This window comes from Alteromonas sp. G4i13, assembly GCF_054960505.1.
In genome coordinates, this window is sequence record NZ_JBHNYX010000023.1 from 23,954 (window position 1) to 38,407 (window position 14,454).

Genomic DNA, 14,454 nt, shown 5'->3' on the forward strand with positions numbered 1-14,454 from the left:
ATGTTAGGTATATGGCAAAAAAAGATGATTGCTGAAAAGGTGATAATGAAGCGAGTGAAGGGAAGTCATATTCGCGCACAACGCGGTGCAGGTCTTATAGAGATCTTAATCACCTTATTTATATTAGCTGTGGGCTTACTGGGTGTTGCTGCGCTCCAGTTTACGGGCTCTTTTGCCAATAAAGACGCAATAAGCCGAACTCAGGCCGAAATGGTGGCAGCACAAGTTGCAGAACGATTGAGAGCCGCCGCTCGCCCAGCAACAGTGGGAGACGGCATGGTAGTCAACAATGCGTACTTCTCTAGCGATACCTATAATTTTGCCACGTTAAGTTGTTCTGGCTCGTCTCATCCTTATCACTGCTACTGTCTGGCAAGGCCGGCAGGGATCCCAAATTGCGAAGGCCAGGCTTGTACTGAAGCACAGATGGCTGAGTACGATGGTTGGGCGCTATCGTGTTCAGCGGTACAAACCAATCCTCAAACTAAAGTGTCGGTATCGTGTGACGACAACAATACGGCAGATATTTACAGCTGTAGTGCAGGTTCTCGTGTAGAAGTGTTGTTGACGTGGCCTGTCGCTTCTTCGGGAAATCAGACCTATACCCTTAATGCGCGATGTAACGAATCTGAAGGTGACAGTAACGCATGTGTGTTTAAGGACATTACATTATGAATGCACGTCGCCACCGCCCACAGCAGGGTTTCTCCCTTGTCGAGTTAATGATTACGTTAACGCTGGGGTTAGTGATATCAGGCGCGATTATTCAAGTGCTCGTCAGTAGTAGCGTGACGAATAAGCTCAATCAAGCCGTGGCTCAAGTTCAAGAGTCAGGCCGCTTTATCATGGCTCGCCTCTCTGCAGAATTCTATGAAGTCGGCCGTTATGATCAGATAATCGCGGATGTGGATACATCCGTTGATATCGTTGCTGAAGCGGCCTATGTGGAAAATCACCCCATCGCTGTAGCAGGGGATTTCGCTACCAACGCGACACTAGGCAGCATACAAACCTCTAGTGGCGGCAGTGATAAGCTGGTTGTAAGCCTACTAAGTGACGAAGATTGTACTGGAAACCAGCACGGCTATGGCGGTCTCGAGTTTCACGTTGTTAATCACTACTTTGTAAGCGGCAGTACACTTAAGTGCACAGGATATGATGGTCGTGTACTTCGTGGCCTAAAGGTGCAGACAGTGTCGCCCCTTACCGTAACATTGCTCGATAACGTCGAAAGTTTCCAAGTGCAGTTCGGCGTTTCAAGCAGCATTACCAATTCTCAAGGGCAAGCTGTTTCGTATGTAACCGCAGATGAAATTGAAGATTTAAGGGCGCTAAATCAACAAGTTGTGTCACTGCGCTGGGCGCTAATGCTTAAAAGCTATCAAAATGAAGTGAGACAAACACAGTCTCAGAAATATGCGCTGTTAAACGAAGCATCTAAAACGATGGACACGGCCCATTATTATCAAGTGTTCTCAAAAACGTTGGCACTTCGAAATATGAAAAATTTTGTCAGGAGTTCGCGATGAAACAACAAGGCTTAGTGATGGTATTCGCACTTCTTGTGTTGCTTTCAATCACTGTTTTAGGGGTAAGCGCGGTAACCAGTAGCTTGTCTCAGTCTAAAATGGCAGTGTCTATGCAGCAAAGTGGTTTGGCTTTTGATGCTGCTGAAGCGGCGATCGCGGGCGTTTTCTTTGAATCTGAAGATGAAACCTTACTTACCGATCCGAACAAGACAGACCCGCTCTCGGAAGCTCGGCAGGGTAACGTGTTTGACCCTGAAGCAGATTCAATGAGCTGTTTCGATGACGGGGAGTGGACTGACAGATATATGACTGAAGGCGGCCTTGCTGTTGGTGACAGACATGTGGTGGATGGCACGTATCAAAGTGAGGCCTCGTCAAAGAGTTGGTCGCGCACTGCCTTTATCAGAGAGCAGGCTTGTCGAGGCTCGAGTAACGTGATTGGTGGAAGCAACGTCAATTGCCATGTATTCATTATCAGAGGATGTGGGAAAGTGGCGGGTAAATCTTCTGTTGTGGCGAACAGCTTGGCTGCCTCTGTATTTGGCCCTGCGTCTCAATAGGTATTAATATGAAGAAACTCTCGACTTACCTTGCCTCTATTACACTATTTAGCTGTATCGGTTTCTCTGCATTTGGTGACGACCTCGATATTTACCTAGGCAACGCAAATAACGCCGTAACCTATAACCCGAATGTGCTGTTTATCATGGACTCATCGGGAAGTATGGGATCGTACGATAACACCAGCCAAACTCGAATGTTGCGCGTACAGAATGCACTAAAAGAAGCGCTCGGTTCGGCGACCAATATTAACGCAGGTTTGATGCGTTTTTCGGATTACGGTGGCCCAATCCTCTATCCGGTTCGCAATATAGATGAAGCGGTAAGACCTGAAATTATCATTTCAACCAACGACGACGATCACGACGCACATGAAATAGACGGTAGCGTTACCACTGACAGCAATGACCTTGTATTAAGCAGCGGTACCCAAACCGTAACCTCTGGTCTGCGTTTTACCGAGTTAAACATACCTCAAGGCGCGACAATCGTTAATGCCAGTATTAGGTTTACTTCAGAAAAATTCAATGTGGCGGGTACATCCCTTGTCATATCAGCTGAAGCATCTGCATCAAGTACAGCCTTTGCTTCGTCTTCGAACAATTTGAGTGCGCGAACGAAGACCGCGGCTAACGTTGAGTGGGTAACCGATAATAGCTTTCCCGCCTCAGGCGAGGTGATAACTACACCTGACATAAGCGCAGTCATTCAAGAAGTCGTCGATTTATCGGCATGGTGTGGCGGCAAGAACCTTAACATTTTAATAGAAGGCTCAAGCACCGATTCAGCAAGCTCTCGTGAGGTAAGAGCCAGCGACGTAGGCCAAAGTGGTGCGCCACAGTTGGTGGTAACTTATGATGACTCTACCGCTACGGGCTGTGTTCAAGGCGAAGCAATTTATCAAGTAGCCAGTTCACGAGATAACTTGGAAGAGAACGTAAACGGCTACCCGAATACCGGCAGTGAACTGACCTTCCACCCATCTTACAATGATTACATAGGCGTTCGATTTCGCAATGTGAACATTCCTCAAGGGGCGGTAGTAACAGAAGCGTATCTTGAGTTTACTGCTTACAGTACGGTGACCTATGGTAACCCGAGCATGCGTATTAGGGGCGTAGCTGATGATGATGCGTCTGATTTTCATCCAGACCGTCGTAACCGCTTACGAAATTTGCCTAAAACATCGGGTATTACTTGGTCCATGCCTGATTTTTACAACAATTATACCTACCGTACGCCTGACGTGAGCAACATTGTTAAGCAAATTGTTGATCGTTCAGGGTGGCAGTCAGGTAACGATATGGCATTTGTTCTTGATGATTTTGTGTCGTACCGCGGTGCGCATACGTATAACAACTCGCCATCTAAAGCACCGAAGCTTATTGTGAAGTTTAACGGCTCGGCGACACCGGGCGCTTCAGCAACGGTCCGTGAACATTTGATCAGCAAAATAGATGAGCTTAGCGCCAACGGTCTAACCCCTATAGTAGACACATTGTTGGAAGCGGCTAACTATTATGGCGGTAGAGACGTAGATTATGGGCGAAAACGTGGGGAAAGTGACGTTAGCAGCTCTGTGCGAAGAAGTACTCGTGTGAGCCACAGAAGCTCTTATATAGGTGCAGATTCAATTTTGCCTTCGGGCTGCTCGGAAGACAACTTGTCAGACAGCGACTGTATCACTGAGCAGATCCCAACACCGGCAAGTTACATTTCGCCAGTGTCTGACCTACAGTGCCAAACGAACAACCACATTGTTTTATTGTCCGACGGTGAAGCGAACAACAACCACAGTGTTTCGAAAATTCAGACGTTACTTGGTAAAAGCTGTACCGGAAGTAGCGGTGAGAAGTGCGGCCTAGATTTAGTGAGAAATATCAGTGAAGCGTCAACGTCAGTAATAGGCCCAAGGGTTATTACACACACCATCGGGTTTGCGGCGAACAATAACGCCAACAACTTCCTTAATCAGCTTGCTTTGCAAAGTGGTGGTGGTTTCTATCAGGCAGATAACAGTACGGATTTGCTCGAGGCGTTTAATACTATTTTGCGTTCTGTAAAAGATATTAATGCAACCTTTGTGTCGCCTGGTGTGGCGGTTAACCAGCTAAACCGTCTAACCCATAGAGATGAATTATACTTCGCATTGTTTAAGCCGAGCGAAGGGGCGATTTGGCCTGGGAACCTTAAACGTTATCGCTTAAGTGGTGATGAAATTCTCGACAAAAACAGCCTAAATGCGGTGGATAGCGTTACGGGATTCTTCGCTGAAAATGCACACAGCTATTGGTCAACCCTTGCTGACGGCAGCGAGGTGAGTGAAGGTGGAGCAGCCAGTCGCTTGGGCGGGAACCGAAATATATACGTGTTCAATGATACGGGTAGCATTGTAAGAAGTGCCAATGAATTACACGAAAACAATACGAATATAACGAATGCTGACCTTGCCATTCAGGATGAAACTGACGCGAATGCACTAAGAGATGCCATCTTAAAGTGGACTCGAGGCGTGGACGTAAAAGACAGTAACGGCGATGGAAGTACAACTGACTATCGCTCTCAAATGGGCGATCCCATTCACTCTCAGCCTATAATTGTTAACTACGGTACTGACGACTCGGCCATTTTTGTCGCCACCAACCAAGGAATGTTGCATTCATTCGACACTTCAACAGGCGAAGAGAACTTTGCCATCATGCCTAAAACATTGCTGCAGAATCTACATCATTTTTATAAAGACACATCATCGCTAGAGCACAAATATGGCTTAGATGGTGACATGATTCTAAGAACAGTTGGAGACAACAAGTACCTTTATGTTGGTATGCGCAGGGGGGGACGTAATTATTATGTCTTTGATGTGACGCAAAAGACCTCACCCACGCTGAAATTCAAAATTGAAGGCGGGGCGGGGACGCTGACAAAGTTGGGCCAGACGTGGTCGAGACCAACAATTACTAAAGTGAACATGGGCGGACAAGTTAAAAATGTCATGATTGTTGGCGGTGGCTACGATGACGTACAAGATGATCGTGCTATTCGAGCAAATGATGTCGTTGGCAATGCTGTGTTTATGTTCGACGCTGATACTGGCAGCCTCTTGTGGCATGCAAGTAATGAAGATGCGGATTTAAACTTAACGAATATGACATACAGCGTTCCAGGGCGAATTTCAGTTATTGATAGGGATAACGATGGGTTTGCGGACCATATGTATGTGGCCGATATGGGCGGCCAGTTATTCAGGTTAGACATCTATAATGGAAATTCAGGTACGAATTTTATAAAAGGCGCGCGCATTGCCGACTTCGGTGGCGACACAGCAGAAACCAACCGACATTTCTACTATGGGCCAGACGTAACAGAGATAGCGCTAGGCGATGAGTTGTATTATGGCATAGCCCTTGGCAGTGGATGGCGTGCATCTCCGCTAGATACCGTAGTTGAAGACAACTTTTATATGCTTAAAGACAGCGGCGTATTTAACCGTGATGTAAATGGGAATTACACATTTATGCAAACGGTTTATGAGAGTGGAATGTACAACGCCACGAGTCATGCCTTAAATAGTAGTGACGAGGGGGAGCGCGAGTTGGCTTCACAGGACTTTGCTAACAAGGCTGGGTGGTATTTGAATTTAACCACTAACGGTGAAAAGGTACTGTCTTCTCCGCTAATTATCGATTACAAGGTGTTCTTTACGACCTATGTTCCGGCGGTGAGTAGTACCAGTGCATGTGCTCCGCCCACGGGTAATAGTCGCGCTTATTTAGTCAGTATGTTTAATGGCAACGCCGTCACAGATGTAAATAATGACGGAGAAGTTAACGACGCTGACCGCTCAGCAGAATTAAAACAAACTGGCATCGCACCAGAGACCAAAATTCTTATAGAAGATATTGTGAGTCCAGTGGTTTGCTTGGGTACTGAATGTGTCTCAGCAGTGATTGACGTTGATGAAGATGGCAACGACGAGGCATGTACTAACGCATTTGAGTGTTTAGCTGAAAATATTTACGGAAGATTCGAGCGAATTCAGCGTGGTAGTTGGCACTCAGAAACAGAGAGGGAATAATTGTGAAGCATAAAAAAACAGAGAGCGGATTTTCATTAATTGAGCTTATGATAGTTGTGGCGATAGTGGGCATTATTGCCGCCATTGCATACCCTTCTTACCAAGGTGTTATTGCCGATGGATACCGCGGCACAGGGCAGGCTGACTTGTTGGGGTTCGCATCTGCAATGGAACGTCATCACAGTGGTTCTTTCAGTTATGAAGGTGCGGCAAGTGGTGGCGCAAACACCGGCGCGCCAGCCGTTTTTTCTACTTATTCTCCGTCTTCTGAGCCCCAAGCAAATCGCCGTTATAATTTAACTATACAAGCGGCCAGCGCAACAGCTTATGAGTTGAGGGCAACGCCAGTCAGCGGCACAGGTCAAGCATCAGATGGCACGTTGTTTTACTTCAGTGATGGGAGAAAGGGTTGGGATAAAAATAACAATGGCTCCCTTGAGTCCGATGAATATTGCTGGTCATGCTAATTATTAATACTGGTAGATATTCGTTAAGCGATTAATGCCACAGGTCGTTTTGACGCCTTAAAAAAAACGTGGCGTTGATGTGCTATTGGGCTGAAATTACCAGTAATGACGGTTCACCAAATATTGCGATGTCATCCCAACGTTGGTCAACCGGGTCGTTAACTAGAGCGAGTCGATCCGAATTCAATGAGCCATTGTGCTCAGCGTTTTCATCCAAAGTCACTTGAAAGAGAAGCCTAGAATCAATGCGAGTGGCAATTAGATAGGTGGTAGTGCTTGTTAAAATAAGCAGTGCCAGCAACACTTCAATTAAAATACTTCCTGTATTTTTCAATTTAGGCATCTTTGAGGATCCTCTATTTCTGGTTTTTCGTTTACCTAATATTCAGCTCAATCGTTTGGTGAGTTATTCCTATACCATGAACCCGGGATAGGGATAATTTTAGCGAGTGTAGTGTGCGATTGAAGGTTTTTTAGCACCGCGGTGGACGGTGTTAATGGCCCATCAAGATTCGTGTTCAAGGGGTGGTTGGAAACGTAAGCGCCTTTTATAGATGCCTCAGGTGAAACATGCAAAGTGTGCGTATATGGCGTGGTGGAAAGCATAACTATCAAACCATGGAATTGCGTATCGGCGTGAAGTGAAAGGTCGCCATCCACTATCAGTAGCATTAAAGGCTGGTTTTCGTCTGAGTGTGCTATATCTTCGTTATTCAATTGGCAATCTCCCTCTATCCAGAAAATACTGGCAGGCGGAAGGTTCACACAATCCTGTTTAGCAACGCTTTGAGGAAAATACGTCGCACTCAGGTGCTCTATGCTTCGATTAAACAGCCATTCGGTAAGCTGATTGTCCCATGATAATTGTTGAGTTGAAGTAGGTAGCCTTAACAGTGACGGATAGCGCAGAAATTTAGCTGTAAAAATCGTATTACTTTCGTCTTGGGAAACCCGCACGTCAAAGTGTTGCAAAGACTGCTGTTCTTCACCAACTAAATCGGTCTGCTCAATAAGTATCGTTGCATTGGATGTGTCTATCCTATTCAACGTTTGCGAGACCGAATGACTTCGTAACAACGTGGCGATTTCTTTGACTTGCTGCATGTGTGTAACATGCGCCTTCTCGGTATCCCGCTTTGTCTTTTCAATCGTATAAAATTGTTGAACCTGCTGTGATGTACTTATAGCTGAGAAGGTAATAGCGCTTAATAATATGGCCACAATTCCCAACACGGCGATGCCTTGCTGAAAACGAAGCGGTGCAGTATGGCGTGTAGGTACAACCCCTCCATGGCTTGTTCTAAACTCAGTTTTTCTGTTGCCTCTTTGAGGGCACTGCATTTCGGAATTAGTAGTAGGCATTGACAGCCTCAACTATGAACGTTCTGGCGCTTTTGACGGTAGGATCAACTTTACTGTGCAACTCTATTTCAATTTCATAGGCACTTCCCCAGCTACTGCTGTGCCTTCGGTTAACCGTGAATTTGGTGGCAACGGTAGTTTGCGTATCGGTTAAGTCGTACCAACCGCTTTGTATACAGGAATGTCCCGCTACTCGGTACTCGATGGCATTGTCGTGCAATCGGTATCCAAAAAACTCCCCCTGAGCCTGCGATACCACGCCGTCCTTGTTCTTATCATAAGAAAAGGTAACACAGCTATTTTCAGGTTCATTTGCGCGGTGGCCAGTGGTTACTTCGAATATCGTATTTTCGATTGTGGTCGCACCGAAAGGTGATAGGGTGTTAGGGGAGTAAACAAAACCCGCTTTGCTTAGGTGTTGTGTAATTGTACTTTGTAACGCACGTATGTCGTCTTCTACGCTGGTAGCGTGTTGAATTGATGAGTGTGCAATGTGCGACCGCGCCGCTTGAGTTGCAACGGCTGAAATCACTATACTTGCCAAGCCACAGGCCACCAGCAGTTCGGTGAGACTATATCCACAATACGGCTTGATTGCGCCACGACGCATTACATGTTTTAGCATGGCGCTATTCCAGAAATAGACGGAACGCTACATAGCTTTACCCGTCCCAATGTATTAATAACTAACTTTGCCCTGAAACGCTGGCTTGAAAGCGTTAGCGTCGTATTACTCGCAAAATTGAGGGTACCGTTTTTATTGAACGCGACAATCTTGTCCTCATTATTGGTTGTGCTCAATTCTGTATTCCACCGCGAAGGCAGTGACAAGAAACTCGACTCAGTCAAGGCACAGCTTTGGCGGGTGGCGCAAGAGCACGAGTTTTCTTCGCTCACGAGTACACAGCTATTATGTTCAATTTGCGCAATCAGGAACATGTTCTTTTTGTTTATTAATGCTTTCATTCTCGCCTGTTTTGCGAGTGAGGCTATTCCGGTGGCAGCATGTTTAAAGGCATTTCGCTCATTCCATGCATCAAATGAAGGAATAGCAATTAACGATAGGAGACTGATTACTGCCAGTACAACTAGCATTTCTAAAAGCGTAAACCCATTCAATCTCCGTTGTGGAATGCTTAGCTTGTTGTTGGATGTGTAAGCGTGAAAAGCCATGCGTAAGTCCAGTTACCCTGCTTAGTTCATATTGGTAATCTCAATGTACCGAAATTCAATTAGAGAGATAGCTGTACCATGGAAGGGAATGATAAGGCGTACATACAACATCATCTGACTGAAGGGTTTTCGCTTGTAGAAATACTGGTTGCAACGGCTATAGCAGGCATATTGTGCGTTGCGAGTACGTCGGCAATTACCGCTAGCAAACAACTAAGTCAGCTCAACAAGGTCAAAGCGTACCTTCTGTCTGCCCAAGCAATTCAGTCGCGAAGTTGGCTACTTACAGGCGAGTACGTAACGCACGATGCGTTGCCACCCTCTGGAATAGCCAGCGTACGCATCTCACAAACCATCAGCGACACGGGAATGTATGAAATTAGTGCTACACTGACATCTAGAGCCTCTACGGACAGCTGTAGAGTAATAAAAATACGTGAAGACGCACTGACGCCCACAGAATGTTGGTAAGAAAATGCTCGAAACTTAACGATACGAAAAGTGAACGGTTAGCTACAGCTTAACTCATTACCTTCTAGGTCTTCTTTTTTGCCGTTGTCATCACTGTCTACGGCAACAGATATTCTTCCGTAAAGCGATAATAAAAGTGCTGATGCATAGTTTGCATCGTTGTTATTGGGACATAAGGTGATGGTTGCGGCACGGTCTATCCCGCCTTGCTCGTCGAAGATAAGGCTGCCGGTTATACCGGAGATGGTATTGGCATTACTAAGTGGATCGCTTGCTACAATTAAGACCTCATTGTTATCCCGGCCGCCGTTTCCATTTGCATCTATAAACACCATTTTTGCATTGCGCCAACTCGACGTGCAGGCTGTATAGTTTTGCGTAGGGCAGAGCACTACGTTGGTTTGTTCGTCTACCGCAGAAAAGCGAGCGCGTTGAACCACTGCACTTAAATTGTTTAAGTCAGAGGTAATTCTATTTTTGATTACGATATTTTGAATGCCAGGCGCAACTGTGGTGAGAATAATGGCAAGAATAGCGACGGCAACAAGCATTTCTAGAAGGGTTAATCCTTGCTGTCTCGACATTATGGATAGTCGTGCTGTAAGCCTAGTGTTTGTCATAAACGGTATTCGATTCCACGCGTTGCTATAAAGAGAAACAGGCGGGTTTGCTTTTGCGCCGCCTTTCTCCAATGTAATGTTGTAGCGCCATAATTTTACGCTACTTACTCATATTTTAGGGTAAACTAATTTGAGTTGGCAAAGGTATGTTTTACCGCGCAACCGCATATTTGGCCATACGCCTTACGTTTAATGGCTTGTCGTTCTGCTGTGCTTGAATCTCAACTTAATAATAAATAAATTGCTGACCTTAAGTGCTGCACAACTGCAATACCAGAAGAGTAAATCCAAATAGATGCGCGGATACCACTAACATCTGCGGTCAGATTGTCGTAGAATCAAGTTCCAGGACGCCCCAAAAATACGTGGATATAATGATGCAAAAACAAGCAGTTATTGATGAAATGAAAGTGCTGCCTGAAATTGACGTAGAGTACGAAGTCGCACGTCGAGTCTCGTTCATAAAAAAGCAGTTACTTACTTCTGGTTTAAATTCGCTGGTACTGGGTATTAGTGGCGGCATTGATTCATGCACATTGGGTCGGTTAGCTCAATTAGCAGTAAATGAATTAAACGATGAGCACCACGAAAAATACCAATTTATCGCGGTTCGTTTACCTTATGATACCCAAGCCGATGAAGACGATGCACAGAAATCTATCGACTTTATCCAGCCCTCTCATTCTCTTGCAGTGAATGTAAAACCTGGCGCAGATGCTATTCATGCGTCTACTTCACAAGCGCTTGCCAGTGCTAACCTTCTTCCCGACAATGAAGCGAAACAAGACTTTGTGAAAGGAAATGTTAAAGCACGTACTCGTATGGTTATCCAGTATGAAATTGCTGGGATGGTTGATGGCCTCGTTTTAGGTACCGATCATTCGGCTGAAAATATTACAGGGTTTTATACCAAGTATGGTGATGGTGCATGTGACCTTGCGCCGTTGTTTGGTCTCAGTAAGCGCCAAGTACGTGCAGTGGCAGCCCATTTGGGTGCACCACATAACGTCATCACTAAAGCGCCAACTGCTGACTTGGAAAGCCTGTCTCCGCAAAAAGCCGATGAGCAAGCATTGGGCATGTCTTACGACCAAATTGATGACTTTTTGGAAGGAAAGCCAGTTTCTGCGGAAGTGGAAGAGAAATTGCTCTATATTTATGAGCGTACACAGCATAAACGTGTGCCAATTCCAACAATTTACGATGAGTTGTAGTCATGAAAAAAATTGAAGCTATCATTAAACCGTTCAAAATGGACGATGTTAGGGAAGCGCTAGCTGAAGTCGGTATCGCAGGGATGACAGTGTCAGAAGTGAAAGGGTTTGGTCGTCAAAAAGGCCATACTGAACTTTATCGCGGTGCTGAGTACCAAGTTGACTTCCTACCCAAGATCAAAATTGAGCTTGTATTGGACGATGACCGCGTTGAGCAAGCGGTTGAAGCTATTCAAACGTCAGCTAAGACAGGCAAAATTGGCGACGGGAAAATCTTCGTTTACAACGTTGAGACCGCCGTACGAATTCGTACCGGTGAACAAAACGAAGACGCGATTTAATTAAATGGTGTTTATTAAAAAAAGGAGCCAATGGCTCCTTTTTTAATATATTAAGTATTTATTAAAGCTTAATAGCAACGTGACTTAGTGGTCGTGACCACAACCGCCTTCACTGTGTACATGACCGTGCTCAAGCTCTTCTTTCGTTGCTTCTCGTACGTCAACAACAGTTACGTCAAAAGTTAGCGGAATACCGGCAAGAGGGTGGTTACCGTCAACAACAACCTCTTCGTCAGTTGTTTCAATGATAATGACCGATTGCTCACCTTGTGGCGTAGTTGCGCGGAAAGACATACCCACTTCAACATCCATACCGTCAAACATTGAGCGTGGTACAGTTTGTACAAGTTCGTCAGCACGTTCACCGTAAGCTTTTTCAGGGTTTACTGAAACGTTGAAGCTATCTTCCTTCGATTTACCAATAAGTGCATCTTCTAGTCCTTCAATTAAGAAGCGACGGCCTAGTAGTACTACTAGTGGCGATTTCCCTTCTGAAGAGTCTAGCGTTGTGCCGTCTTCGGTAGATACGGTGTAGTGTAGCGTTACAACGCTGTCAGAAGTAATTGTCATAACAAATCCTATCTTGGCCCTTTAAAAAAGGGCAATAAATGTAATGCAGTAAAAACTGCTTATCGACGTTTTTTCACAATATTGCTAGCTTTCTGCTCAATACTGTACGGCAAAGTATTAGGGTAACAGGTAATGGCGTTATTATCAGCCAATCTGTGTAAATCTTCGCTGGTGGTATCGTTGTTGAGCACTGCAATAAACCAGGTTTCATTATCAAGCGATGCAACATTGAGTATTTTGCCCGCTATACGCCAATTTTCGCCCAACTGCTTTTCTAATGCATCGCCAGGTTTAATATCTGCGTTACCTTCAAGCTTAAAGCTGTAGGCGGCGCGTTTGTTTTTACCCAGAAAGCGGGTTCGCGCAACCACCTCTTGCCCCATATAGCAGCCTTTATCAAAGTCGATACCGTTGAGCGCCTGCACATTAATCATCTGGGGCACGTATTCCGCCACTGCGTCGCCTTGCACTAAAGCGTGTACGCTTTGAATTTGTATAGCGTCAAACACGGTTTGGGGATAGCAAGAAAGGGTTTGCGCCTCTATTAACGAATTTATTTGCTTTGCGCCATTATCATCTAAAAGAACAATAATTCCTTTGCAGCTAGTATTGGCAAAATAGGCGACGCCGTGTTCGCTCTCGACCTTTTCAAGAGAGCCATTGTCAGGAGTATCGCTCTCTAGAAGGCGTTCCACTTCGTTTTCGGAGAAAAGCTGGCTTAACGCTGCCTTTACTTCGTTAGTCTTCACTGCATCAAGCGAAATAAAATAAGCGCTGTATGTTTGTGTGTCGTCGAGAATATCAACCTTAGAGAACACACCATATTTATTAAGCTGTGCTAATGAATGACTACCCGCATCTTCATTGGTAACCAACAATAATTTGTTTTGGTGGCGAGTTACGTACCCGGTAGACCACGTTTTGCCTTTATTATCACAATGGGCGAAATGCCTGGCAGTATTCTCGGTTAGCTTATTAATGTTGACCGTAATTTGCCCTTGCAGGTAACTGTCGGCCTGTTCTCCTTCCAAAGAAATTATCATGGCATTTGAAAGCTTGACCACAAATTCACTTGGAAGACTTTGTAATGATGCGATAGATGTCATATTCACCACTGTAAAATTCGCTGTATGTACTCAAGGTATGGTAAAACCACCAATATTCAAGGGCAATACATGGGAATGTGCGCAGATTAAGTTCTATTTAGTTTGCCTATCTGACCAAAAGAGCAGTGATCCCCACGCATAGGGCATGGTATTATTGTTAGCGAATAAAAAACGGTATGAAAGACATATGTTTGAACCAAAAAGATTAGCGCGATTAAAGTGGGCGTGTCGCAGAGGCATGCTAGAATTAGACGTACTTTTACTTCCTTTCGTGGAAGAAGCCTTCGATTCTTTAAGTTATGAAGATCAAGAAACATTTGAACGTTTACTTACCAGTGATGACCCTGATTTGTTTGCATGGATCATGGGACACCAAAAGTGCGAAGACCCTGAACTAGCCGCCATGGTGGCGACTATCGTCAACCGTGTCAAAGTATAGAATTTGCATTACGCACAATAGGTTTAGAAGGTTATTTGGGGAAGTATGCGTTGCTGTTTGTCTTTTCGCAGCATTGTGCAGCCTTCCTCAATACTTGTGGTCTTGGCTGAGCTTCTCAAAATTGATAGCGCTTGTTGCTGCTGCAACTACGTTAGTTATTTTCTGGCGTCTTTATGACGCGTTTAGTAACAAAATTTCTGCTACTCAATACGCTCTCTCTTTGACCAGCGATGGTATTATCCGGGTTGTTAACGACAGCACGCTCCCACTGGATTTGCAAAGCATGCCAAAAGGTAGCTTGTTAGTTGATGCTCAGGTCGACGGCACATCAATGAACATTCATCATTCTTCCCAGCTCTTTACTTGGGGGCTGTGTATCAATGTGCTGCGCCAAAAACGTAGATGGTTTGAAAAAGATCATAGCCATCTCGCTTGGATCTTAAAAGGTGAGTGCTGCGAAGCAGACTATCGCCGGTTGGCTAGAGCCATTATCTTGGCCCGAAAAGCAACGCCTTAAAGGAAT

17 protein-coding genes are annotated in these 14,454 nt (G+C 45.1%); 10 read left to right on the plus strand and 7 right to left on the minus strand.

Annotated elements, in window-relative coordinates; translation table 11 throughout:
- The first annotated feature begins 24 nt into the window (after positions 1 to 24).
- Genes ACFI6J_RS12555 through ACFI6J_RS12575 form a run of 5 tightly spaced genes read left to right on the plus strand, consistent with a single transcriptional unit; the run spans position 25 to position 6,635 of the window.
- Positions 25 to 675 carry a PilV family protein gene (locus ACFI6J_RS12555; RefSeq protein ID WP_080590400.1) on the plus strand — a complete coding sequence of 217 codons (651 nt, stop codon included), beginning with the start codon at positions 25 to 27 and terminating at the stop codon, positions 673 to 675.
- Positions 672 to 1,529 (plus strand): PilW family protein, encoded by an 858-nt coding sequence (locus ACFI6J_RS12560; protein WP_156078597.1) that lies wholly within the window; start codon positions 672 to 674, stop codon positions 1,527 to 1,529. The genes ACFI6J_RS12555 and ACFI6J_RS12560 overlap by 4 nt, the downstream gene beginning before the upstream one ends.
- A complete protein-coding gene (locus ACFI6J_RS12565) occupies positions 1,526 to 2,089 on the plus strand; it encodes a PilX N-terminal domain-containing pilus assembly protein (RefSeq protein ID WP_014950125.1) in 564 nt (187 codons plus the stop codon). Before ACFI6J_RS12560 ends, ACFI6J_RS12565 begins: the two co-directional genes overlap by 4 nt.
- A gap of 8 nt (positions 2,090 to 2,097) precedes the next feature.
- Positions 2,098 to 6,168, plus strand: coding sequence for a PilC/PilY family type IV pilus protein (locus ACFI6J_RS12570; protein WP_462586190.1), 4,071 nt, complete (start codon positions 2,098 to 2,100; stop codon positions 6,166 to 6,168).
- A 2-nt stretch (positions 6,169 to 6,170) separates the two neighbouring features.
- On the plus strand, positions 6,171 to 6,635 hold the full coding sequence (locus ACFI6J_RS12575) for a type IV pilin protein (RefSeq protein ID WP_014950123.1): 465 nt from the start codon (positions 6,171 to 6,173) through the stop codon (positions 6,633 to 6,635).
- Between the two features lie 82 nt (positions 6,636 to 6,717).
- Here ACFI6J_RS12575 and ACFI6J_RS12580 read toward each other — a convergent pair whose 3' ends face one another.
- From ACFI6J_RS12580 to ACFI6J_RS12595, 4 genes are read right to left on the minus strand one after another with little or no spacing between them, the layout of a single operon-like run.
- A complete protein-coding gene (locus tag ACFI6J_RS12580; protein WP_278347046.1) occupies positions 6,718 to 6,978 on the minus strand; it encodes a hypothetical protein in 261 nt (86 codons plus the stop codon).
- 47 nt (positions 6,979 to 7,025) lie between these two features.
- The gene (locus ACFI6J_RS12585; RefSeq protein ID WP_278347045.1) at positions 7,026 to 7,997 is read right to left on the minus strand and encodes a hypothetical protein; all 972 of its coding nucleotides are present in this window, start codon (positions 7,995 to 7,997) and stop codon (positions 7,026 to 7,028) included.
- The gene (locus tag ACFI6J_RS12590; protein WP_156078591.1) at positions 7,984 to 8,622 is read right to left on the minus strand and encodes a potassium:proton antiporter; all 639 of its coding nucleotides are present in this window, start codon (positions 8,620 to 8,622) and stop codon (positions 7,984 to 7,986) included. The genes ACFI6J_RS12585 and ACFI6J_RS12590 overlap by 14 nt, the downstream gene beginning before the upstream one ends.
- The gene (locus tag ACFI6J_RS12595) at positions 8,616 to 9,170 is read right to left on the minus strand and encodes a prepilin-type N-terminal cleavage/methylation domain-containing protein (RefSeq protein WP_168463235.1); all 555 of its coding nucleotides are present in this window, start codon (positions 9,168 to 9,170) and stop codon (positions 8,616 to 8,618) included. Before ACFI6J_RS12595 ends, ACFI6J_RS12590 begins: the two co-directional genes overlap by 7 nt.
- Positions 9,171 to 9,248: 78 nt before the next feature.
- Here ACFI6J_RS12595 and ACFI6J_RS12600 point away from each other — a divergent pair, with 78 nt between their 5' ends.
- On the plus strand, positions 9,249 to 9,641 hold the full coding sequence (locus ACFI6J_RS12600; RefSeq protein ID WP_278347043.1) for a type IV pilin protein: 393 nt from the start codon (positions 9,249 to 9,251) through the stop codon (positions 9,639 to 9,641).
- 38 nt (positions 9,642 to 9,679) lie between these two features.
- On the opposite strand, the gene ACFI6J_RS12605 is transcribed toward ACFI6J_RS12600, so the two are convergent.
- On the minus strand, positions 9,680 to 10,225 hold the full coding sequence (locus tag ACFI6J_RS12605; RefSeq protein ID WP_039228301.1) for a GspH/FimT family pseudopilin: 546 nt from the start codon (positions 10,223 to 10,225) through the stop codon (positions 9,680 to 9,682).
- 413 nt (positions 10,226 to 10,638) lie between these two features.
- Here ACFI6J_RS12605 and nadE point away from each other — a divergent pair, with 413 nt between their 5' ends.
- Both nadE and ACFI6J_RS12615 read left to right on the plus strand, forming a co-directional pair.
- The gene (gene nadE / locus ACFI6J_RS12610) at positions 10,639 to 11,475 is read left to right on the plus strand and encodes an ammonia-dependent NAD(+) synthetase (protein ID WP_014950116.1); all 837 of its coding nucleotides are present in this window, start codon (positions 10,639 to 10,641) and stop codon (positions 11,473 to 11,475) included.
- A gap of 2 nt (positions 11,476 to 11,477) precedes the next feature.
- The gene (locus ACFI6J_RS12615) at positions 11,478 to 11,816 is read left to right on the plus strand and encodes a P-II family nitrogen regulator (RefSeq protein WP_014950115.1); all 339 of its coding nucleotides are present in this window, start codon (positions 11,478 to 11,480) and stop codon (positions 11,814 to 11,816) included.
- A gap of 84 nt (positions 11,817 to 11,900) precedes the next feature.
- On the opposite strand, the gene ACFI6J_RS12620 is transcribed toward ACFI6J_RS12615, so the two are convergent.
- Positions 11,901 to 12,386: an FKBP-type peptidyl-prolyl cis-trans isomerase gene (locus ACFI6J_RS12620; RefSeq protein WP_014950114.1), complete on the minus strand. Its 486-nt coding sequence runs from the start codon at positions 12,384 to 12,386 to the stop codon at positions 11,901 to 11,903.
- A 59-nt stretch (positions 12,387 to 12,445) separates the two neighbouring features.
- Complete coding sequence (gene ygfZ, locus ACFI6J_RS12625; protein ID WP_278347042.1) at positions 12,446 to 13,492, minus strand: CAF17-like 4Fe-4S cluster assembly/insertion protein YgfZ; 1,047 nt, start codon at positions 13,490 to 13,492, stop codon at positions 12,446 to 12,448.
- A 187-nt stretch (positions 13,493 to 13,679) separates the two neighbouring features.
- Here ygfZ and ACFI6J_RS12630 point away from each other — a divergent pair, with 187 nt between their 5' ends.
- Both ACFI6J_RS12630 and ACFI6J_RS12635 read left to right on the plus strand, forming a co-directional pair.
- Positions 13,680 to 13,931 (plus strand): FAD assembly factor SdhE, encoded by a 252-nt coding sequence (locus ACFI6J_RS12630; protein ID WP_014950112.1) that lies wholly within the window; start codon positions 13,680 to 13,682, stop codon positions 13,929 to 13,931.
- A gap of 121 nt (positions 13,932 to 14,052) precedes the next feature.
- Positions 14,053 to 14,448, plus strand: a complete 396-nt coding sequence (locus ACFI6J_RS12635; RefSeq protein ID WP_278347041.1) for a hypothetical protein — start codon at positions 14,053 to 14,055, stop codon at positions 14,446 to 14,448.
- Positions 14,449 to 14,454 lie beyond the last annotated feature (6 nt).